The 19,937-nt window shown below is 72.5% G+C and carries 20 protein-coding genes; 11 read left to right on the top strand and 9 right to left on the bottom strand.

The window, feature by feature from the left end:
• Positions 1-30: 30 nt before the first annotated feature.
• Together lnt and TOK_RS18500 are read left to right on the top strand one after the other, a co-directional pair.
• The gene (gene lnt, locus TOK_RS18495; RefSeq protein ID WP_098959205.1) at positions 31-1,656 is read left to right on the top strand and encodes an apolipoprotein N-acyltransferase; all 1,626 of its coding nucleotides are present in this window, start codon (positions 31-33) and stop codon (positions 1,654-1,656) included.
• Positions 1,649-2,407 carry a polyprenol monophosphomannose synthase gene (locus TOK_RS18500; RefSeq protein ID WP_098959206.1) on the top strand — a complete coding sequence of 253 codons (759 nt, stop codon included), beginning with the start codon at positions 1,649-1,651 and terminating at the stop codon, positions 2,405-2,407. The genes lnt and TOK_RS18500 overlap by 8 nt, the downstream gene beginning before the upstream one ends.
• A 138-nt stretch (positions 2,408-2,545) precedes the next feature.
• Here TOK_RS18500 and TOK_RS18505 read toward each other — a convergent pair whose 3' ends face one another.
• The 4 genes from TOK_RS18505 to ligD all read right to left on the bottom strand — a co-directional run bounded on the left by TOK_RS18505 (position 2,546) and on the right by ligD (position 7,389).
• Entirely contained in the window at positions 2,546-2,887 is a 342-nt protein-coding gene (locus tag TOK_RS18505; RefSeq protein ID WP_098959207.1) for an RNA polymerase-binding protein RbpA, read from the bottom strand.
• A gap of 293 nt (positions 2,888-3,180) precedes the next feature.
• A complete protein-coding gene (locus tag TOK_RS18510) occupies positions 3,181-4,521 on the bottom strand; it encodes an MFS transporter (RefSeq protein ID WP_098959208.1) in 1,341 nt (446 codons plus the stop codon).
• 61 nt (positions 4,522-4,582) lie between these two features.
• On the bottom strand, positions 4,583-5,389 hold the full coding sequence (locus TOK_RS18515) for a glycerophosphodiester phosphodiesterase family protein (protein ID WP_098959330.1): 807 nt from the start codon (positions 5,387-5,389) through the stop codon (positions 4,583-4,585).
• 68 nt (positions 5,390-5,457) lie between these two features.
• Positions 5,458-7,389, bottom strand: a complete 1,932-nt coding sequence (gene ligD / locus TOK_RS35065; RefSeq protein WP_216362009.1) for a non-homologous end-joining DNA ligase — start codon at positions 7,387-7,389, stop codon at positions 5,458-5,460.
• Positions 7,390-7,537: 148 nt separating this feature from the next.
• Here ligD and TOK_RS18525 point away from each other — a divergent pair, with 148 nt between their 5' ends.
• From TOK_RS18525 to TOK_RS18555, 7 genes are all read left to right on the top strand, one after another.
• Positions 7,538-7,735, top strand: coding sequence for a bacterioferritin-associated ferredoxin (locus TOK_RS18525; protein WP_098959209.1), 198 nt, complete (start codon positions 7,538-7,540; stop codon positions 7,733-7,735).
• A gap of 91 nt (positions 7,736-7,826) precedes the next feature.
• The gene (gene bfr, locus TOK_RS18530; RefSeq protein ID WP_098959210.1) at positions 7,827-8,312 is read left to right on the top strand and encodes a bacterioferritin; all 486 of its coding nucleotides are present in this window, start codon (positions 7,827-7,829) and stop codon (positions 8,310-8,312) included.
• 125 nt (positions 8,313-8,437) lie between these two features.
• On the top strand, positions 8,438-8,899 hold the full coding sequence (locus TOK_RS18535; RefSeq protein WP_253258471.1) for a helix-turn-helix transcriptional regulator: 462 nt from the start codon (positions 8,438-8,440) through the stop codon (positions 8,897-8,899).
• A 5-nt stretch (positions 8,900-8,904) separates the two neighbouring features.
• On the top strand, positions 8,905-9,312 hold the full coding sequence (locus TOK_RS18540; RefSeq protein WP_098959331.1) for a VOC family protein: 408 nt from the start codon (positions 8,905-8,907) through the stop codon (positions 9,310-9,312).
• Between the two features lie 114 nt (positions 9,313-9,426).
• A complete protein-coding gene (locus tag TOK_RS18545) occupies positions 9,427-11,823 on the top strand; it encodes an excinuclease ABC subunit UvrA (protein WP_098959211.1) in 2,397 nt (798 codons plus the stop codon).
• Between the two features lie 482 nt (positions 11,824-12,305).
• Positions 12,306-12,626: a hypothetical protein gene (locus TOK_RS18550; protein ID WP_098959212.1), complete on the top strand. Its 321-nt coding sequence runs from the start codon at positions 12,306-12,308 to the stop codon at positions 12,624-12,626.
• A 12-nt stretch (positions 12,627-12,638) separates the two neighbouring features.
• Positions 12,639-13,223 carry a Fic family protein gene (locus TOK_RS18555; RefSeq protein ID WP_098959213.1) on the top strand — a complete coding sequence of 195 codons (585 nt, stop codon included), beginning with the start codon at positions 12,639-12,641 and terminating at the stop codon, positions 13,221-13,223.
• Positions 13,224-13,287: 64 nt separating this feature from the next.
• On the opposite strand, the gene TOK_RS18560 is transcribed toward TOK_RS18555, so the two are convergent.
• The gene (locus TOK_RS18560) at positions 13,288-14,130 is read right to left on the bottom strand and encodes a universal stress protein (protein WP_098959214.1); all 843 of its coding nucleotides are present in this window, start codon (positions 14,128-14,130) and stop codon (positions 13,288-13,290) included.
• 263 nt (positions 14,131-14,393) lie between these two features.
• Here TOK_RS18560 and TOK_RS18565 point away from each other — a divergent pair, with 263 nt between their 5' ends.
• Entirely contained in the window at positions 14,394-15,023 is a 630-nt protein-coding gene (locus tag TOK_RS18565) for a malonic semialdehyde reductase (RefSeq protein ID WP_098959215.1), read from the top strand.
• 26 nt (positions 15,024-15,049) lie between these two features.
• Here TOK_RS18565 and TOK_RS18570 read toward each other — a convergent pair whose 3' ends face one another.
• The 3 genes from TOK_RS18570 to TOK_RS18580 form a co-directional block, all read right to left on the bottom strand.
• Positions 15,050-15,448, bottom strand: a complete 399-nt coding sequence (locus tag TOK_RS18570; RefSeq protein ID WP_098959216.1) for a helix-turn-helix domain-containing protein — start codon at positions 15,446-15,448, stop codon at positions 15,050-15,052.
• A 56-nt stretch (positions 15,449-15,504) separates the two neighbouring features.
• On the bottom strand, positions 15,505-16,260 hold the full coding sequence (locus TOK_RS18575; protein WP_098959217.1) for an alpha/beta fold hydrolase: 756 nt from the start codon (positions 16,258-16,260) through the stop codon (positions 15,505-15,507).
• 152 nt (positions 16,261-16,412) lie between these two features.
• Positions 16,413-17,093 carry a DUF4232 domain-containing protein gene (locus tag TOK_RS18580; RefSeq protein WP_253258472.1) on the bottom strand — a complete coding sequence of 227 codons (681 nt, stop codon included), beginning with the start codon at positions 17,091-17,093 and terminating at the stop codon, positions 16,413-16,415.
• 198 nt (positions 17,094-17,291) lie between these two features.
• Here TOK_RS18580 and TOK_RS18585 point away from each other — a divergent pair, with 198 nt between their 5' ends.
• A complete protein-coding gene (locus TOK_RS18585; RefSeq protein WP_374754907.1) occupies positions 17,292-18,053 on the top strand; it encodes a sulfite exporter TauE/SafE family protein in 762 nt (253 codons plus the stop codon).
• Between the two features lie 16 nt (positions 18,054-18,069).
• Here the strand turns inward: TOK_RS18585 and TOK_RS18590 are convergent, their stop codons facing one another.
• Positions 18,070-19,857, bottom strand: a complete 1,788-nt coding sequence (locus TOK_RS18590) for a serine/threonine-protein kinase (protein WP_253258473.1) — start codon at positions 19,855-19,857, stop codon at positions 18,070-18,072.
• Positions 19,858-19,937 lie beyond the last annotated feature (80 nt).

Here is a 19,937-nt window from a genome sequence, read left to right on the forward strand (position 1 = left end):
CCCCACGTGGCCGGGCCGTAGGCTCACCGCGTGGCCGCACCCACCGTGACCGCCGGGCCGGCGTCCGACCCGCCCGCCCCGTCACGCCGCCGGACCCGCCTCGACTCGCTGGCACGCCTGGTCGTCGCCGCGAGCGCGGGCGTCCTGCTCTACGCGAGCTTCCCGCCCCGGACGCTGTGGTGGCTCGCCCCGCTCGCGTTCGTGCTGCTGGGCGCGGTGCTGCGGGGTCGCCGGGCCTGGGCGGGTTTCCTGCTGGGGTTCGTGTTCGGCCTCGGTTTCCTGCTGCCGCTGCTGCACTGGACGGGCGGTTACGTCGGCGCGCTGCCGTGGATCGCGCTGTCGGTGGCCGAGGCGCTGTTCATGGGCGCCGCCGCCGCAGGTATGGCCCGGGTGTCGACGCTGCCGGCCGGCCCGTTGTGGGCGGCGGCGGTGTGGATCGCGGGGGAGGCCGTCCGCAGCCGGGTCCCGTTCGGCGGGTTCCCGTGGGGACGCATCGGGTTCGGCCAGGCCGACAGCCCACTGCTGCCCGTCGCATCGGTCGGCGGGGTGGAGATCCTCGGCTTCGTGACGGTGCTCGCCGGCCTCGCGATCGCGGAGACGGCGCGCCTGCTCGCGGAGCACCGGCGTTCCGCGGTGTGGTCCGCGGTGCTGCTGGTCGTGGCGATCGCGTCCGGCCCACTGTCAATGCTGGTCCCCGTCTCCAGCTCCGGACCGTCGTCGACGACGGTCGTCGCCGCGATCCAGGGCAACGTGCCGCGCCTGGGACTGGACTTCAACTCCCAGCGCCGCGCTGTCCTCGACAACCACGTCAGCGTGACCGAGCAGCTGGCCGCCGACGTCGCCACGGGCCGTCAGCCGCAGCCCGACATCGTCATCTGGCCGGAGAACTCCTCCGACATCGACCCGCTGCGCAACCCCGACGCCGCCGACCGGATCGACCAGGCCGCCACCGCGATCAAGGCCCCGATCCTCGTCGGCGCCGTCCTGGTCAACCCCGACGGCACGACGACGTCGAACTCGGCGCTGGTCTGGGAGGCGGGCGCGGGCGTCGTGGAACGCACCGACAAGCGCCGCGTCATGCCGTTCGGCGAGTACATGCCCTGGCGGTCGTTCTTCCGGCTGTTCTCCTCCTACGTCGACCGGGCGGGCAACTTCGTGCCCGGCCCGGGCGCGGGCGTCGTCGACATGGCCGGGGTGCAGGTGGGCGTCGCGATCTGCTGGGAGATCGCGTTCGACGACCTCGTCGACGACAGTGTCGACGCCGGCGCGACGATGCTCGCGGTGCCCAGCAACAACGCGACGTTCGGGCTGTCGGAGATGACCTACCAGCAGATGGCGATGTCGCGGGTGCGGGCCGTCGAGCACGACCGCTCGGTGATCGTGGCGACGACGTCGGGGGTCTCGGCCACCATCAGCCCGGACGGCACGGTGACCGCACGTACCGGGCAGTTCGTGCCGGGAGTCCTGGTCGATCGAACCGTGCTGGAGCACACGACTACGCTTGCCACCCGACTGCGGTCGGCTCCCGAGTGGGTGCTGACCGCTGTCGGCGTCCTGGCCATCGCCGCCGCGGTCATCCGCTCGCGGCGCGCCCGGACCGCAACGGGAGGACCGCACGACGTGGCCCCCGCCGCACGAGAGGACGGACATGGCTGAGCCCGCCGGGCCGGTGCTCGTGGTGATCCCCACGTATCAGGAGCGCGAGAACATCGCCCTGATCGTGAAGCGGGTCCACGCCGCGGTACCCGACGCGGACGTCCTGGTCGTCGACGACGGCAGCCCGGACGGCACCGGTGAGATCGCCGACGAGATGGCGGCCGCCGACGAGCGCGTGAAGGTCCTGCACCGCACCGAGAAGGCCGGGCTGGGCGCGGCCTACGTCGCCGGGTTCGGGCTCGCCCTCGCCGGGCCGTACCAGGTGATCGTCGAGATGGACGCCGACGGTTCGCACGCTCCGGAGGACCTGCCGGAGCTGCTCGCGGCCCTGGACTCCGGCGGGGGAGCTGACCTCGTGCTGGGGTCGCGCTACGTGCCGGGCGGGCGCGTCGTGAACTGGCCGGCGCACCGCCAGGTGCTCTCGCGCGGAGCGAACGTCTACGCGCGGCTGGCGCTGGGCGCACCGGTCAAGGACATCACCGGCGGCTACCGGGCGTTCCGCCGTCAGGTGCTGGAGGAACTCGACATCGCGACGGTCGCGTCGACGGGCTACTGCTTCCAGGTCGACATGGCGTGGCGCGCGTTGCAGGCCGGGTTCCGGGTGCGCGAGGTACCGATCACGTTCACCGAGCGTGAGTTGGGCGCGTCGAAGATGAGCACCGCGGTGATGTTCGAGGCGCTGCACCGGATCGCGTCGTGGGGACTGCAGCACCGGTTCCGACGGTTCCGCCGCTCCTCGACACCCGCCTGAGCGCTGCGTCGTCTCGCGAGCACGCGATCCACGGCGGACACGGAAAAGCCGGAGCCGGGCCCCACGGGAGGTGGCCCGGCTCCGGCTTCGTTCCGCTGCGGTCGCCGCACCGGCTCGCCCTGACGGGCGAGCGCGATGTCAGGCGATCTCTGCGCGCCGCTCGCGCAGCAGCTCGAGGCGCTCGGAGAGCAGCTCCTCGAGCTCACCCAGCGAACGACGCTCGAGGAGCATGTCCCAATGGGTGCGCGGCGGCTTGGTCTTCTTCTGCTCCGGCTCGGACCCGTCGACCCGCTTACCGAGGCCACCCTGAGGAGACTCCCAGGTCGCGGGAGCCTCAGCGTCATTCGCGAACGGCACCTCGAACTCGTGGCCGTTCGGGGACACATAGCGGACGATCTGCCGCGGTGCGAGATCGTGGTTGCGGTCGGTCTCGTAGCTGACAGCCCCGAGCCGGCTGCCACGGAGCACGCGGTCGGCCATGCGTCACCCTCCCGTCCTCAAGCCGAGGGAACGGAATCCCTCGACGTTGCGTTCCTGCCACGCGGTGTAACGTCACCGCCACAGGCGTTCATTCCCAATCGACGGGCGCCCGTACAGGTGTCGGTCACTGTTGACCGTCGCCTGATTCCGGACGCCCCGACAGCAGAGTGTCCACTATCCGACGCACTGACACACGCAGTTGTGACGCGTCAGCCAGATGTGACTTAGCTCACCCTCGTTCGGTCACTTGTTCACGTTGCCGAAATGTGCGGTTACCGAGGCTGATCCGGCGGTCACGAGGCCGTGACATCGGGGGCCGGAGCACCGTCCCGGTCCCGCACCGGCGGACGCACCTTCCACATCGCGATCAGCCCCAGCAGGAGCACCGCGAGGATGCCGACGATGCCCGCGCGGTCGGAGCCGAACCAGAACGTGAAGGCCCCGACGAGCGTCGGCGCGAGGAACGAGACCGCCCGGCCGGTCGTCGCGTAGAGACCGAACAGCTGGGCCTCCCGCCCGGGCGGGGCCAGCCAGGCCATGTAGGTCCGGGCCGACGCCTGCGCCGGACCCACGAACAGGCACAGGCCCAGCCCGAAGACCCAGAACGCGGTCGGCCCCGACAGCAGGCCCAGGGTCGTTCCGAACAGCAGCAGCCCGACCAGCGACCCCATCACCACGCCCTTGGGGCCGATCCGGTCGTCGACCCAGCCCGCCGTCAGTGCGCCCAGGGCCGACACGACGTTGGCCGCGACACCGAAGATCAGCACGTCGCCCGGGTCGATGCCGTAGACCGTCACCGCGAGGACGGCGCCGAAGGTGAAGATCGCGGCGAGACCGTCGCGGAACAGCGCGCTCGCGCCCAGGAAGTAGACGGTGTGCGGCGCGTGCCGGTAGAGGTCGCGCAGGTCTGCGAACAACCGCCTGTACGACGCGAGGACGCCCAGGCGCACCTCGCGGGCGCGGGCAGGTGGCTCGGGCACGGTCAGGAACAACGGGATGGCGAACGCCGCGAACCACACCGCGGCCACGAGCCCTACGAGCCGGATGTTCAGGCCGCCCTCGGTGCTGACCCCGAGCGCGCCGCCGTCGCCCGCGATGAGCCCGACGTAGACGACCAGCAGCAGGACGATGCCGCCGAAGTAGCCCATCGACCAGCCGAAACCGGAGACGCGGCCGATCGTCGCGGGAGTCGACACCTGGCGGAGCAGCGCGTTGTAGGACACGGACGCGAGCTCGAAGCAGACCGACCCGATCGCGAGCAGGACCAGGCCGAGCCACAGGTAGTGGTAGTCGTTCCTGACCGCGACCATCGCCGCCATCGCCGCGACCGTCACCGCGGTCCAGATCCCGACCGACAGCTTGCGCCGGCCGCCGTCGGCGCGCTGCCCGATGATCGGCGCGAGCAGGGCGATGAACAGCCCGGAGACGCCCAGCGACCAGCCCAGCCAGCTGTTCGCGCTGACCGACCCCGGCAGGTCCTTGCCGACGGAGTCGGTGAGGTACACCGAGAAGACGAAGGTGAGGATGACCGCGTTGAACGCCGACGATCCCGAGTCCCACAGCCCCCATGCGACCACCTGGCGGCGGGGGACCCGCGCCGGGGCGGACGGCTCGAGCGGGACGGCTGCGGTCACGCGCGCAGCGTAGCGGCGTGCGACCCCTCCGGCGCCGTCCTGGGAGACGGCGCGCGGGTGGTCATCCGGCCCACGCGTCGCGGCTCTGCAGCACGTCGCGGAGCAGGTCGGGGCGGTCGCTGAGCAGGCCGTCGACGCCCATGTCGAGCAGCTCGCCCATCTCGTCGGCGGTGTCGACGGTCCAGACGTGGACCTCACGCTCGGTGGCGTGGGCGATGGCGAGCAGCGCCGCGTCGACGACGGTGAGCGCCCCGAACCGGCGTGGCAGCTGTGCGAGCCCGCCGAGGACGGGTGGCAGCAGCGGCACCCTGGCCAGCAACGACAGCGGCCCGGGCAGCGCGTCCAGCCACGCCCGGCCGCGCAGGCCGAACGCCGAGAGCTGCGCCATCGACGTCATCAGCCGGTCGCCCGCCGCGGCGCGGGCCTGCCGCAGCCAGCGTTCGTCGAACGAGCCGAGGCAGACCCGGTGCCAGGCGTCGGCCCGGTCCAGGGCGGCGAGTGTCGGGAGCACCGCGGCCGCGGACTTGATCTCGATCGTCATCCGGGTGTCGGGCAGCTCGGCGAGGACCCGCTCCAGGCGCGGCACCGGCTCCTTGCCGCCGACGTTCGCGCGCTCGATCTCCACGGCCGGCAGTGCGGCGAGCAGGCCCTGGCCGTCGGTGGTGCGGTCGAGGGAACGGTCGTGGTGGACCATCACGACCCCGTCGACGCTCGCGTGGACGTCCATCTCCAGGTAGCCGAAGCCCTCGTCGGCGGCGCGGTGGAACGCCGCGAGCGTGTTCTCGCAGCCGGCCAGCTCACCGACGTGCCAGCCGCGGTGGGCGTAGGCGCGCGGGTAGGGCCCGTCGAGATAGGGGTGGCGGGACACACCGCCAGCCTGCCAGCCGGGACCCGTCGACCGCGACGAGGCCACGGTGGACGTCCGGTGAACTCGGGTCAGGGGTGTCCTCGCCGCCGCGGCAGGTTCGGACGGTCGTCGGCCAGCAGCGGCGCCATCAGGTCTCCGTGCTCGGCGAGCCGGGCGGGGAGGTCGTCGAGGGTGAAGACGAGGTCGTCGGCCACGCGGCAGGCGCGGACCTCGTCCCACGTCACCGGCGTCGCGACGGTCGGGCGGGCGCGCCCGCGCAGCGAGTAGCTGGCGATCGTCGTCTTCGCGGGGCTGTTCTGGCTCCAGTCGACGAACACCTTGCCCCGCCTGCGCACCTTGGCCATCACGGCGGTGACCCGCCGCGGCATGTCGGCGGCCAGCGCCTCGGCGACGTCGCGCGCGTACTCACCGGTGCGTTCGGCGTCGGACACCGTGACCGGCACGTAGAGCTGCATGCCCTTGCTGCCGCTGGTCCGCGGGTACGCGGTGAGCCCGTCGTCGGCCAGCAGGTCGAGGATGCGCTCGGCGACCCGGCAGCAGTCGACGATCGTCGTCCCCTCGCCGGGGTCGAGGTCGAACACGACGAGATCCGGCACGTTGCGCCCTCCGCGGGGCCCGACCGTCCACTGTCGCACGTGCAGCTCCAGCGCCGCGAGGTTCGCCGCCCAGGCCAGGCCCTCGACGTCGTCGAGCAGCGGGAAGTCGGCCGACTCCGACCGGCCGCCCGGCGTCCCGACCCGCGCGGTGCGCACCCACGACGGTGCGTGCCGCGACACGTCCTTCTCGAAGAACGACGGCTTCTCCACCCCGTCGGGCCAGCGGACCATGGTGACGGGCCGGTCACGCAGGTGCGGCAGCATCACGTCGGCCACCGCGACGTAGTGGCCCATGACCTGCGCCTTCGTCGTCCCGGTGAGCGGGTAGAGGACCTTGTCGGGATTGGTCAGCCGGGCTCTGCCGACGCCCTCACGAAGGGCAGGCGCAGGAGGGGATGCCGGGGGAGCGGCGGTCGTCGCGACCTCCACCCAGTCCTCGCTGTGCTTCCCGGGCCGGTACGGAGAGTCAGCCCGCTTCGCGACGACCACCGGGAGCCCCTGTCCTGCGGCAGCGTCGACGACCTCCTGCCCGGCCCCGGGGTAGGCCGGGGCGAGGCGCCAGGCCGGGCCGGTGAGGTCGAGGTCCTCGAGCAGCTCGCGGCGCCGGGCGAACGGCACGTCGAGGGTGTCGCGGCCGTCGAGGTGCAGCAGGTCCCCGATCCAGAGCCGGGCGTCGCGGCGCGGGTTGCCGACGAGCTCGGCGTCGAGGAGCAGGGGAGTGGCTCCCACCGACGGCCCGAAGGCGCGCAGCGCGGGCGCCTCCAGCTCGGCACCGTCGGCGTCGGTGAACCGGGCCCGGCCGCCGTCGACGCGCACGACCACCCGCCGGCCGCCGAACCCGATCTGCAGCCACCAGCCGTCGCCGTCGGGCAGCGGGCCGGGAGTGGCGAGCATCGGAAGGGCCTCGCGGGGGAGCGGATCGCGCCCGTCGTCCTCCGGGCTCGACGAGCGCCGCAGGATCCAGCCGTCGCGACGCTCGCGGTCGCTGCGCACGAACACGAACCGCCCCCGCGCCCGCTCGCCGCGCAGCACGACGGCGACCTCGCGGGACGACCACTTCTCCGTCTCGTAGGTCCCGGTGTCCCAGATCGTCATGGTCCCGGCGCCGTACTCGCCGGCCGGGATCTCCCCGGAGAAGTCCAGGTACTCCATCGGATGGTCCTCGGTGCGGACCGCGAGCCGCACCGTCCCGGTGTCGACGGGGAGGCCCTTGGGGACCGCCCAGGAGACGAGGACACCGTCGCGTTCGAGGCGGACGTCCCAGTGCAGCGCGCTCGCGTGGTGCTCCTGGACGACGAAGCGGCCGCCGTCGTGGTCGGAGCCGTCGACGACCGGGTCGTCGTGCGGGACGGGTTCGGGCGTCTTCGCCCGGTCGCGCTTGCGCCGGTACTCGTCGAGGGGCACGTGGCCAGGCTAGAGGCGCAGGCCGGTGACACGCCGGGGCAGGGGAGTGGTGGTGGTGGCGTCCGGTGTCGGGGTGTGTCAGGGGTATTGCCCGCGGCCCGTCCAGGTGAGAACATAGCCTTACCTGACCGTCGCGAAGGGTCACCTCATGTACGTGTGTATCTGTGCAGCCGTCACCGAGACGGAGCTGCTCGACTGCATCGACGGTGGCGCGCGCACGGTCGACGACGTCGGCGACGCGTGCGGCGCCGGCACCGGCTGCGGCGGCTGCGTCGAGACGGTCGACGTGTTCCTGGCGGCGGCGGTCTGCCCGTCGGAACTGTCGCAGCTACCCATGACTGCCTAGGTGTTGCCACCCGGGCAGCAAGGTCAGCCTAGGTTCGGGGTAGTCGGTCCTTCACGGACCGTGCGATTTCCGGGTGACTAGCCTGCTCCACATGCGAGGCGACCCCGAGATCATCTCACTGCTCAACGAGCAGCTCACCAGCGAACTCACGGCCATCAACCAGTACTTCCTGCACGCCAAGATGCAGCAGAACTGGGGCCTCACGAAGCTCGCGGCGTACACGCGCGCGGAGTCGATCGACGAGATGCGGCACGCGGAGAAGATCACCGACCGTATCCTCTTCCTCGAAGGCCTGCCCAACTACCAGCGGATCTTCCAGCTGCGGATCGGTCAGACCGTCCGCGAGCAGCTGCAGTCCGACCTGGCCGTCGAGCTGGAGGTCGTCGAGCGGCTGCGCCCCGGCGTAATCATGTGCCGCTCCAAGGGCGACCACACGACGGCGAACCTCTTCGAGGAGATCCTCGCCGACGAGGAGCACCACATCGACTACATCGAGACCAACCTCGAGCTCATCGACAAGCTCGGCGAGCAGCTCTACCTCGCCCAGCTCGTCGACCAGCCGCCGAACCCGGGCTGATCCGCGACCGCGCGGTTCCACCACACCGGGCCCGCCCGCTGGGTCGCCTCAGCGGGCGGGCCCCACTGTTCGAAGAAGTGTTCGAGGCGGCGACACCCACCGTCGTGACGTGGCACGATCGGCGCGTGGCCGAACCAACGGTGCATACCGGATCGTCCCCGGACCGCCTTCGAGACCTCGCACGGCTGCGTCGCGTCCGCGACCGGATCGACCGTGACTACGCCCAGCCGCTCGACGTAGAGGCCCTCGCCCGCGGCGTGCACATGTCGGCGGGCCATCTCAGCCGCGAGTTCCGCCGCGCCTACGGCGAGTCGCCGTACAGCTATCTCATGACGCGGCGCATCGAGCGCGCCATGTCGTTGCTGCGCCGCGACGACATGACCGTCACCGAGGTGTGCTTCGCCGTCGGCTGCGCCTCGCTGGGCACGTTCAGCACCCGGTTCACCGAGCTGGTCGGCATGCCGCCGAGCGTCTACCGCCGTGAACAGGGCGACGCGACGGCCGGGATGGTGCCGTGCGTGTCCAAGCAGGTCACCAGACCGGTCAGGAATCGAGAAGCACCGGCGGCCGGGGCGGCCCTAGCGTGACCGCCATGGACATCAGCATCCACTCCAGCTTCCTCCCGCAGAACGACCCGGAGGCCGCGCTCGCGTTCTACCGCGACGCCCTCGGCTTCGAGGTGCGCCTCGACGTCGGCTACGAAGGCATGCGCTGGATCACCGTCGGGCCCGTCGGCCAGTCGACCTCGATCGTGCTCTACCCGCCGCAGGCCAGCCCGGGCCTGACCGACGAGGAGAAGCGCGCCATCGAGGAGATGATGGCCAAGGGCACCTACGCCAGCGTCCTGCTCGCCACCAAGGACCTCGACGGGACGTTCGACAAGGTCCAGGCCACCGACGCCGAGGTCGTGCAGGAGCCCACCGAGCAGCCCTACGGCGTGCGCGACTGCGCGTTCCGCGACCCCGCTGGCAACATGGTCAGAATCCAGGAACTGCGCTGACACGCCGACCGTTGCGGTGCGGCGGCCGGCCTCCGTGACGTCGGAGCCCGGCCGCCCACGTCGTCACCCACCCCGAACGGTGTCGACCGCTCCACCCCGAGACGAGGAGAGACGATGAGCACGGCCACGAGGACCGAAGCCCCGCCCGCGGCGGGTGCCGAGCACCCCGCGGACAACCACGACCTCATCCGCGTACACGGCGCGCGCGTCAACAACCTCAAGGATGTCAGCGTCGACCTCCCGAAGCGTCGGCTCACCGTGTTCACCGGCGTGTCCGGCTCCGGCAAGAGCTCGCTCGTCTTCCACACCATCGCCGCCGAGTCCCAGCGCCTGATCAACGAGACCTACAGCGCGTTCGTCCAGGGCTTCATGCCCAACCTCGGCCGCCCCGACGTCGACGTGCTCGACGGCCTCACCACCGCGATCATCGTCGACCAGCAGCGGATGGGCACCGACCCGCGCTCCACCGTCGGCACCGCCACCGACGCCAACGCCATGCTGCGCATCCTGTTCAGCCGCCTCGGGCACCCGCACGTCGGTTCGGCGCAGGCCTTCTCCTTCAACGTGGCCTCGATCAGCGGCGCCGGCGCCGTCACCATCGAGAAGGCCGGCCAGAAGGTCAAGGAGCGCCGCGAGTTCAGCATCACCGGCGGCATGTGCCCGCGCTGCGAGGGCCGCGGCTCGGTCAACGACATCAACCTTGCCGCCCTCTACGACGAGACGAAGTCGCTCAACGAGAGCGCCGTCATGATCCCCGGCTACAGCATGGACGGCTGGTACGGGCGCATCTTCCGGGGCTGCGGCTTCTTCGACCCCGACAAGCCGATCGCGAAGTACACCAAGCGTGAGCTGAACGACCTGCTGTACAAGGAGCCCACCAAGATCAAGGTCGAGGGCATCAACCTCACCTTCTCCGGGCTGATCCCGTCGATCCAGAAGTCCTACCTGTCCAAGGACATCGACGCGCTGCAGCCGCACATCCGCGCGTTCGTCGAGCGCGTCGCCACCTTCACGACGTGCCCGGAGTGCGACGGCACCCGGTTGTCGGAGGCCGCGCGGTCATCGAAGATCAAGGGCATCTCGATCGCCGACGCCTGCCGCATGCAGATCAGCGACCTCGCGCAGTGGGCCCGCGACCTCGACGAGCCGTCGGTCGCCCCGTTGCTCACCACGCTGCGCCACACCCTCGACTCGTTCGTCGACATCGGGCTCGGCTACCTGTCGCTGGAGCGCCCGTCCGGCACCCTGTCCGGCGGCGAGGCCCAGCGCACCAAGATGATCCGCCACCTCGGGTCGTCGCTCACCGACGTCACCTACGTCTTCGACGAGCCCACGATCGGCCTGCACCCGCACGACATCGCGCGCATGAACGCCCTGCTGCGGCAGCTGCGCGACAAGGGCAACACCGTCCTCGTCGTCGAGCACAAGCCCGAGGCCATCGCGATCGCCGACCACGTCGTCGACATCGGCCCGCGGGCAGGCAGCGCCGGTGGCGAGATCGTCTTCGAGGGCACCGTCGAGGGACTGCGCGCCAGCGGGACCCTCACCGGCCGCCACCTCGACGACCGCTCCACCCTCAAGGAGACCGTCCGCGAGTCCACCGGCGCGATCGAGATCCGCGGCGCGGCCACGCACAACCTGCAGGGTGTCGACGTCGACATCCCGACCGGGGTGCTCGTCGTCGTCACCGGGGTGGCGGGCTCGGGCAAGAGCTCCCTGATCCACGGCTCGGTCGCAGGCCGCGACGGTGTCGTCGCCATCGACCAGGGCGCCATCCGCGGCTCCCGGCGCAGCAACCCCGCCACCTACACCGGACTGCTGGAACCGATCCGCAAGGCGTTCGCCAAGGCCAACGGCGTCAAGCCCGCCCTGTTCAGCGCCAACTCCGAAGGCGCCTGCCCCAACTGCAACGGCAACGGCGTCATCTACACCGACCTCGCCATGATGGCCGGCGTCGCCACCACCTGCGAGGTGTGCGAGGGCAAGCGGTTCGACTCGGCGGTGCTGGACTACCACCTGGGGGGCAAGGACATCAGCGAGGTCCTGACGATGCCCGTCGCCGAGGCGGCCGAGTTCTTCGCCGCGGGTGAGGGCAAGGTTCCCGCCGCCCACAAGATTCTCGAGCGCCTGGTCGACGTCGGTCTCGGCTATCTCACCATCGGCCAGCCCCTCACCACGCTGTCCGGAGGCGAGCGCCAGCGGCTCAAGCTCGCGACGCACATGGGGGAGAAGGGCGGCGTCTACGTCCTCGACGAGCCCACGACGGGCCTGCACCTCGCCGACGTCGAGCAGCTGCTCGGCCTGCTCGACCGGCTCGTCGACGACGGCAAGACGGTCATCGTCATCGAGCACCACCAGGCCGTGATGGCTCACGCCGACTGGATCGTCGACCTCGGCCCGGGCGCCGGGCACGACGGCGGCAGGATCGTCTTCGAGGGCACCCCGGCCGACCTGGTGGCGGCACGGTCGACGCTCACCGGCGAGCACCTCGCGGACTACGTCGGCGCCTGACTCCGCCTTCGCCGCGCTCGACACCGGTCCGGTCCTACCGAGGGGACGGCATCGGCTCACCTCCGGAGCTTCTGCCGCATGTCGTCAGTCCTCGGCCAATCCGACTTCAACCCGCGTTGAAGGCGTGACGTCCCCCATGGTCGGTAGATGTTATGACAGTCCGGGTGGGTGGACCGCGGCCCCGGAAGAGGGTGGTTGTCGTTGCCCCACAGGGGCTGAGGGCTCGATCGGGCGCACACAGCGCCGTCCGACGCACGTGGCGGAGAACTCTGGTCCGCCGAGCGCGACACCGGACCGGCGCGGAGGCCGGAGAGGTGGTTCTGGATCGAACTCGACCGGGGCTTGCACAACCCCTCTCGCAGCACGTTCCCCACGATCCGATAATCGACGTTATGACATTATGTCAGACCTGCCCACTCGCCTTCGGCCACGACGTCCGCGGATGTACGCAAAGATGTACAGGTTCCAGTACGCTTCCGGGCGTGAGCATCCCCGAGGTCCTCTCGATCAGCGAGCTGCGCGAGCACCTGGCTGACGCGATGACCCAGGTACGCGGCCCTTCCGGGTCGCCCGTGTACGCCGGGCGGCACCGCCGCGCCGAGGTCGTCCTCCTCTCGGCCGACCGCTACGCCCAGCTGTTGGCCGACGAGCGGCGTTCCGCGGTCGCCGGTGCGATCGGGTCGACCCGTGCCGAGGGGCTCGGCCTGAGCGAGCTCGGCGACGCCGTCATGCGCGACGTCGCCGACGGCAACCTCACCTACACCGAGGCCCGAACCCGCCTGCTCGCCCACTACCAGCGCTGATCGTCGACGGTCGTGGCCGCGTGGGACCCGTGTCTGGATCTCGGGTCCGGGGTCCTGCGCAACCGGCTCGGGATCACCGATCCGGCCTTGCTGAGCCAGGCGGAGGCCGACCTCGCGACCAACGCGTTGGCCGAGCTCTCGCGCACTCCCCTGCCCGGACGCTACGACCTCGCGCACCTGCAGGCCGTCCACCGGTTCGTCTTCGGAGACATCTATCCCTGGGCCGGTGAGCTGCGCACCGTCACGTTGGGCAGGAACGGGCAGATGTTCTGCGCGCCCGGTGACATCACTCCGCGGGCCGGGCGGGTGTTCCTCGCCCTCTCCGCCCGCGACCACCTGCGAGGACTCGGCCGGGAGTCGTTCCTCGACGAGCTCACCGAGCTCCTTGCCGCGCTGACCCACCTCCACCCGTTCCGGGAGGGCAACGGCCGCGCCCAGCGGGCGCTGCTCGGACAGCTGGCCCGGGACGCCGGGTACAAGCTCGACTGGGCGCTGCTCGACGCCGACGAGAACACCGCCGCCTCACGCGCGGCGAACGACGGCGATCCGAAGCCGCTGCGGGTCGTGCTCGACCGGCTGACGACGAGCCCGTCCTGAACGGCTGCTGTTCGTCGATCCACTCCCACGGGCCGGGTGCGGTGTCCCTCGCTGCCGGCCCGGCTCAGCGGCCGGGGAGGTCCCGGACGACGGCGACCGGGCAGGCGGCGGTGCGCAGCAGGTCGCGAACCACGGGGGCGGCGGGCCCGTCGAAGCGGCGGCCACGGGTGCCGACCCCGACGACGACCAGCGCGGGACCGGACGAGAGCTCCCGCAGCACGTCGCGGGCGTCCCCGGCCCGGGCGACGTGCTGGACGGGGCGCTCGACGGGCGGGTCGTCGCGGCCGAGGGTCTCGTCGGGCGGCACCTGCGCCGTCCCGGAGTGGACGACGACCAGCGGCGCCTCGCGGGTCGCGGCAGCGGCGGCGGCGAACCTGCGGGCGGCGCTGCCGGCCGCCGATCCGTCGGCGGCGACGACCACGGGCGCGCCGGGCCGTCCGGCGGTGTCGGGGTCACCGCGGACGACGACGACCGGGGACAGCGCGATGGCTGCGGTCACGGCCGCGACGGACCCGGCCAGCGTGGAGCAGAGGCGGCTCCTCCCCCGGGTCCCGATGACGAGCACACCGGCCCATTCGGACTCGGCCATCAGCACGAGCGGTGCCGGCCCGCCGCGGATCTCGGTGAGGATCTCGAGTCCGGGTGCGGCCTCCGCGGCGGCCTCAGCGGCGTCGGCGAGCGCCTCGTGGGCGGCACCCGTGATCGCGTCGCGGCAACGGGCCGACGAAGCCTGTTCGACGCCGATGGGCTGCAGGACGGGCGAGATCGCCGCGGCGACGAGGCGCAGCGCTCCCCCGCGCCGCACCGCCTCCGCGGCCGCCCATCGCGTGGCGCGCAGCGCGGCCGGTGAGCCGTCGACGCCGACCGCCACGGAACGGCGGATGTGGTCGATGATCTCGTTGCCCACGGGCGCCTCCCGGTGAACGTGCAGGCGTCCGGACTACCGCACATCGGGCCCGACCGCCAGCCGCAACGGCCCGTTGACCAGGAGGACGAACCCGAGGCCCAGGACCTCGCAGGGTCCTCCGGTGGTGCCGCTCGTCGACGGCCGGCCCGCCGGTCTGACGGACCTCGACGCCGTCGCGGGCTGACGCCCGTCTCCGGGCAGGCGTGGCTCACAGCACACTAGTCACTAGGAATTTCGAAGCGGTGATTGAGCTTGCAGCGGTCATGACCGCTCTTCAGGACTCCGCCCTGCCCGGCGCGCTCCCCGTCCTCGACGACGACGCCCGCGCGCTGCTGTTCACCGAGGCCCGCACGGCCAACTCGTTCGCGCCCGACCCGGTCCCCGACGAGACCCTCGCCGCGGTCTGGGAGCTCGCGAAGTGGCCGCCGACCGCGGCCAACACCCAGCCGCTGCGCGTGACGTTCGTCCGCAGCCCGGAGGGCAAGGCCCGCCTGCTGCCGCTGATGAACGAGGGCAACCGCGCCAAGACCGAAGCCGCGCCCGTCGTCGCCCTGCTCGCCACCGACGTCGACTTCCACGAGTTCACCGAACAGACCTTCCCGATCCGCCCGGAGCTCAAGGACAACATGGAGGCTGCCGGCACCGCGGGCCGCGAGTCGATGGCCCGCTTCAACGGTGCCCTGCAGGCCGCGTACTTCCTGCTCGCCGCCCGCGCCCACGGCCTGGCCACCGGCCCGATGGCGGGCTTCGACGCCGACGCCGTCACCGCCGAGTTCTTCCCCGGTGAGCGCCACCGCACGCTGCTCGTGGTGAATCTGGGCCTGCCCGGGGAGAACCCGTGGTTCGACCGGCTGCCGCGGCTCCCGCACAGCGACGTCGTCAGCTGGGCCTGATCCGGCCCGGTCCCAGCACAGCCCGCTCAGCAGGGCGAGTCGGGGTCCGCGGGCAGGTGCTCCGCCGCCCACCGCGAGATCTCGGCGAGAGCGGGCATCAAGGCCTCACCGCGCGCGGTGAGGGCGTAGGACACCGACACCGGCGGTCCCTCGCTCACCGTGCGGGCGATCAGCCCGGCGCCGACGAGGTCGCCGAGCCGGTCGGAGAGCACCGAGTCGCTGATCCCGTACACCTCGCGCGCGAGCTCGCGGAACCCCGCGGGCCCGCCGTGCAGGGCCCGTAGCAGGACCGCGTTCCAGCGCTTGCCCAGGAACGCGAACGCCCGGCCGAGCGCGGCGTCGGCGCGCACGCAGGCCGCGTGTGCGACGGGTTCGGCGACGGCCGCTGCAGCCTGCGCGGCGGCGGTGCCCGGTTGGTCGGCCATGTCGCTTCCTACGCTAGCACCGTGACAGCGGCCGCCGCCGGTGTCGACGTCCCAGGTCAGGGCCGTGTCACAGCGGCCGGCCGCGGCCCTGTGAGGTACCTCTCGTACGCGTCGAGCCGGGCGGCGAGCTCGGCCGGACGGCTGAGCGCGACGAGATGACCCCCCGCCATCTCGTCGACCGGGATGCCGAGCCGGTCGGCGACCTGGGCCTGCTGGAACGCCAGCGGGAAGAAACGGTCGTCACGGCCCTGCAGGAAGCGCGTCGGCACGTCCGGCCACGCGTCCAACGGCCATGGCAGCGCGAACGGGGTGTCCGTCTGCCGGGGCTCACCACGCTCCTCCGCCGCGGTGCGCACGTCGGCGGGGACGTCGTGGAAGAACGCGACCATGACGTCCTCGGGGTCGTCGCCGTGGCGCCGGGCCTCCTGCTCCCGGGCCGGCCCGAACCCGGTGTTCTCCCACCACTGCCCGGGGGTCTCCCCCGGCCGCGGCACCATCGCGTTGAGCAGGACCAGCAGGTCGACGGGCACCCGCGAGCAGACGAGCGTCGCCGTGAGCGACCCCATCGACTGTCCGACGACGACCGTCCGCCCGCCGTCCCCGGTGCGCCCACGGTGATCAGCCATCGCGGCGAGCACGACGTCGGCGTACGCGTCGAGGCCTGCCTGCTCGTCACCGGTGGGGAGGTCCATGGTGACGGTGTCGTGCCCCAGCCTGCGCAGCTCCGGCACCAGCAGGTGCCAGAACCACGATTCGCCGCCCGCCCCGGGTACCAGCACGAACGTCGCGCCCGTGCCGTGGTCGTCGCTCATGGTCGAAGCTCCCTCGTCGCCGGTGTCATCGGGTAGGACGACGGGCGGGGCCCGAACTCATCGGTGGGCCGCCGACGACGACCCGGGTTCGACGGAGGCCGGGTCGTCGTCGACGCGGTCCCCCGCCGAGGGCGGCGTGGTTCGTGGTGTGGTCAGGCGGCCGTCATCGTCTGCACCGACAGCTGCGGTCCGGGCGGTGTGCCCGCACAGCCGGTGGCGCCGTCGACCGCCACGAACATCGACGCGGTCTCCCCCGGCGGGTAGACGCGCAGCCCCCGCACCGGTGTCGGCTGACAGACCGCCGCATCGAAGTTCGCGACCTGCACGAACTGCACCTGTGCCTGCGACGACCGGCCGGGCGCCATCGAGATCTCGGGCCCGTGCGCCCCCGACATCACCGCGGCCGGGCCGACCTGGTGCCCGTCGGCGCCCGCGACGTAGGAGACGCCGGGGAACCCCGTCAGCTCGCAGGTGCGGGTGCCCTTGTTGGTGAACACGAGCGGCCGGTGGACCGAGCCTGCGCCCGCGTCGCCCTGTCCGAGCGTGAGCGTGAGCTCCGCCGACGTGCAGCGCGGCACCCCGGAGCCGCCGCCACCGTTCGTCCGGCTGCCGGTCCCGGCGCCGGAGTCGGCCGCCGGTGTCGTGCCGGCCGTTGCGGCCGGCGTCGTCGCCGGTGTCGTGGTGGCCGCAGGCGTGCCGCCGTTGACCTCGTCGGTACCGCCGGAGCAGCCCGCCAGCACGGCCGCGGCCGCACACGCCGCCACGACCGCCCCGATCCGCATGCGTGTGGTGCGCACACCCATGTCGATCACCCCCGTCTGATCGTCCTTCACCGACAACGACGTCTGAAGCGACGAAAGGTTGCTCCGGAACGTCGAACGGTTGCGCCGATCATCGCAGTACATGATCGTCCGACCGGCCCCGGCACCGCACGAGTACCCGATGTGGTGTCGGCCGCGGCGCGGGTCCCCGGCGCGGCCGGCGTCGTAGTGTCGGCGGATGCCGCTCCCCCGATGTCGTGCGGTCGCTCCTTGAGCGTCGGCGACCTGCTGCTGTTGCTCGTCGCCGGGTTCGGGGCGGGGCTCTCGGGGTCGATGGCGGGGCTGGCGTCGCTGTTCTCCTACCCGGCGCTGCTCGCCGTCGGGCTGCCACCGACGACCGCGAACATGACGAACACGGTGGCGCTCATCGCGAGCACGGTGGGATCGGTCGCCGGGTCGCGTCCCGAGCTCGCCGGTCAGGGTCACCGGGTGCGGACGATGGCACCCCTCGCCGTCGGCGGGGGCGCGCTCGGGGCGGCGCTGCTGTTCCTCACCCCGGCGGGCGGGTTCGAGAAGGTGGTGCCGTTCCTGGTCGGCGGGGCGTCGGTGGTGTTGCTGCTGCAGCCGCGCATCAGGGCCGCGGCGACGAGGTCCGAGGACGGACCGTCGCGACGTTCGCGGTTCCTGGTGCTCGCGGGGATCGGCCTCGTCGGTGTCTACGGAGGCTACTTCGGGGCCGCGGCAGGTGTGCTGATCCTCGCGTTGCTGCTGATCGGGCTGCCGGTGTCGCTGCTGCAGGCCAACGGCCTGAAGAACGTCCTGCTGGGCCTCGCGAACGGTACGGCGGCGATCGCGTTCGCGTTCCTCGGTGACGTGCGGTGGGCCGCGGTGGCGCCGCTGGCCGCCGGTGTCCTGGTGGGGGCGTGGCTGGGCCCGGCGATCGCCCGGCGCCTGCCGGGGACGCTGCTGCGGGTCGTGATCGCGCTGGCCGGCATCGGGCTGGCGGTGAAGCTGGGGCTCGACGCGTTCTGACCCGTCCGGGTGCGGCTCAGCGCCGGCCCGTACCCGCGGTGAGTGCGCCGGTGGTGGCGCCGCCGTGGCGGCGCAGCCAGTCGTCGAGGCCGCGCTGGATCGTCGGCAGGTCGGGGCGCTTGGTGGGTTCGTTGCGCATCGCCGACTTGAGCAGCGACAGGTGGGCGCTGCGCCGGGGCAGGTGGCTGAGCTTGGCACCCGCGGCGGCCGCGCGCAGGCCGGACACGACGTCGGGGTGCCCGCCGCGGGGCGGGAACCCGGCGAGGGCGTAGGACACCGTCGCGGCCAGCTGCCAGCAGTCCGACGACGGGCTGGCCTTCTTCCCGCCCGCGACCTCGGGTGCGAGGTAGTCGGGGGTGCCGAGGACGTAGCCGGCCATCGTGAGGGTGGCGTCGCCGGTGCGGCGGGCGATGCCGAAGTCGATGAGATGGGCGACGCCCGCCGGGTCGACGATGACGTTGCCGGGCTTGACGTCGCGGTGCAGGACGCCGCGAGTGTGGGCGGCATGCAGGGCCCCGGCGACGCCGGCCCAGACGCGGGCGGCGGCGACGTCGTCGAGGGGGCCGCGCTGCTGCACGAGCTCGCCCAGCGACATGCCCTGCACGTACTCCATGACGATGACCATGCCGTCGAGCCCGGCCAGGCCGGGGTCGCTGCGGGCGTGGACGAGGTCGAGGATGCGCACGCAGTTGGGGTGGCGCACGGCCGCGAGCGCCGCGGCCTCGCGGCGGATGCGCTCCTCCGTCTCGTCGTCGGGGGCGTGCGCGGCCTTGAGCGCGACGGTCGTGCCGAGCTTCGCGTCGTGCGCGAGGACGACCCGGCCGAACCCGCCGGCGCCGATGCGCCGGATCGGGGCGAACCGGTTGCCACGGACGGGACGGTGCACGGCGGCCGCGGGGAACGCCGGGGGCGGTACGGGCGCGCCTGCGGCGGCGGTGGGCGCGACGAGGGTGCGCGGTGGCGGGACCCTGGTCTGCGTCGACGGCGGCCGGACCGGCGGTGGCACGGGCCGGGGCGGCGGGGCGTCGTAGCGCTGCGCGGGGACCGGCGACGACGGGGCGGGCGGGTCCTGGCGCCACCGGCTGCCGCGGTCGGCGGCGGTCCCGGGGTTGAGCGAGCGGGCCACGACCTCGTGGCGCGGGGCGCCGACCATCGCTGTGAGCACGATGCCGAGGAACGTGCCGACGCCGACTCCGATCCACAGGTGCTCCGACGAGCCGGCGGGGCTGCCGACGGTCACCAGGGCGAGGGCGAGGACGGGGAGCCAGAAGAAGCGGGACGGCCAGGCCGGTCCTCGGCGCAGGGCGGTGCGTATCTGGATGAGCACGAACAGAGTCGACACGATGGGGACGACGACGAGCAGCAGCACCGCGAGGCCCAGCCCGACGGGCTCGGACGGGTCGAACGCGTCGCCGACCGATCCGGCGCCGAGGTACTGCGACTGGGCGCCGGCCACGCACACCTGGGTGCCGAGGTTGCGGACGGCGGCGGTGCTGAGGCCGGGGACGGCTCCGCCCGCCGCGGCGGCGGAGAACACCTGCCCGACCGCGGAGAACGCGAGCAGCGGCAGCAGCCCGCAGGTGACGACGCCGATGGCGGCGAGGGCGGTGCCCTGCGCGGCGTTGTAGCGGGAGCCGATGCGCTTGCGCCACAGAGCGACGCCGACGGTTCCGACGGTCGGCAGCAGGCCGACGGCGATGCCGAGGACGGTGGTGGCCCACGCCCAGGGGCCTGGGCAGACGTCGGGACCGATGCTGCGCAGGTTGTCGAGCAACCCGGCCAGAAGCGCGGCCAGCGTGTCCACGGCTCCCCGCCCTCCCCCGGTCCGTCCCGTCCACTATGTCAGGCGCGGGGTGGGGCGCGGCGCACCGCACGCCGACGCGG

This window comes from Pseudonocardia sp. N23, assembly GCF_002583555.1.
Lineage (GTDB): Bacteria > Actinomycetota > Actinomycetes > Mycobacteriales > Pseudonocardiaceae > Pseudonocardia.

Bases quoted from the DNA above. Each gene is read 5' to 3' on its own strand.
- TOK_RS18500 (WP_098959206.1), top strand. From the start codon at position 1,649: ATGGCTGAGCCCGCCGGGCCGGTGCTCGTGGTGATCCCCACGTATCAG.
- TOK_RS18505 (WP_098959207.1), bottom strand. From the start codon at position 2,887: ATGGCCGACCGCGTGCTCCGTGGCAGCCGGCTCGGGGCTGTCAGCTAC.
- TOK_RS18525 (WP_098959209.1), top strand. From the start codon at position 7,538: ATGTACGTGTGTATCTGTGCAGCCGTCACCGAGACGGAGCTGCTCGAC.
- bfr (WP_098959210.1), top strand. From the start codon at position 7,827: ATGCGAGGCGACCCCGAGATCATCTCACTGCTCAACGAGCAGCTCACC.
- TOK_RS18540 (WP_098959331.1), top strand. From the start codon at position 8,905: ATGGACATCAGCATCCACTCCAGCTTCCTCCCGCAGAACGACCCGGAG.
- TOK_RS18545 (WP_098959211.1), top strand. From the start codon at position 9,427: ATGAGCACGGCCACGAGGACCGAAGCCCCGCCCGCGGCGGGTGCCGAG.
- TOK_RS18565 (WP_098959215.1), top strand. From the start codon at position 14,394: ATGACCGCTCTTCAGGACTCCGCCCTGCCCGGCGCGCTCCCCGTCCTC.
- TOK_RS18570 (WP_098959216.1), bottom strand. From the start codon at position 15,448: ATGGCCGACCAACCGGGCACCGCCGCCGCGCAGGCTGCAGCGGCCGTC.
- TOK_RS18575 (WP_098959217.1), bottom strand. From the start codon at position 16,260: ATGAGCGACGACCACGGCACGGGCGCGACGTTCGTGCTGGTACCCGGG.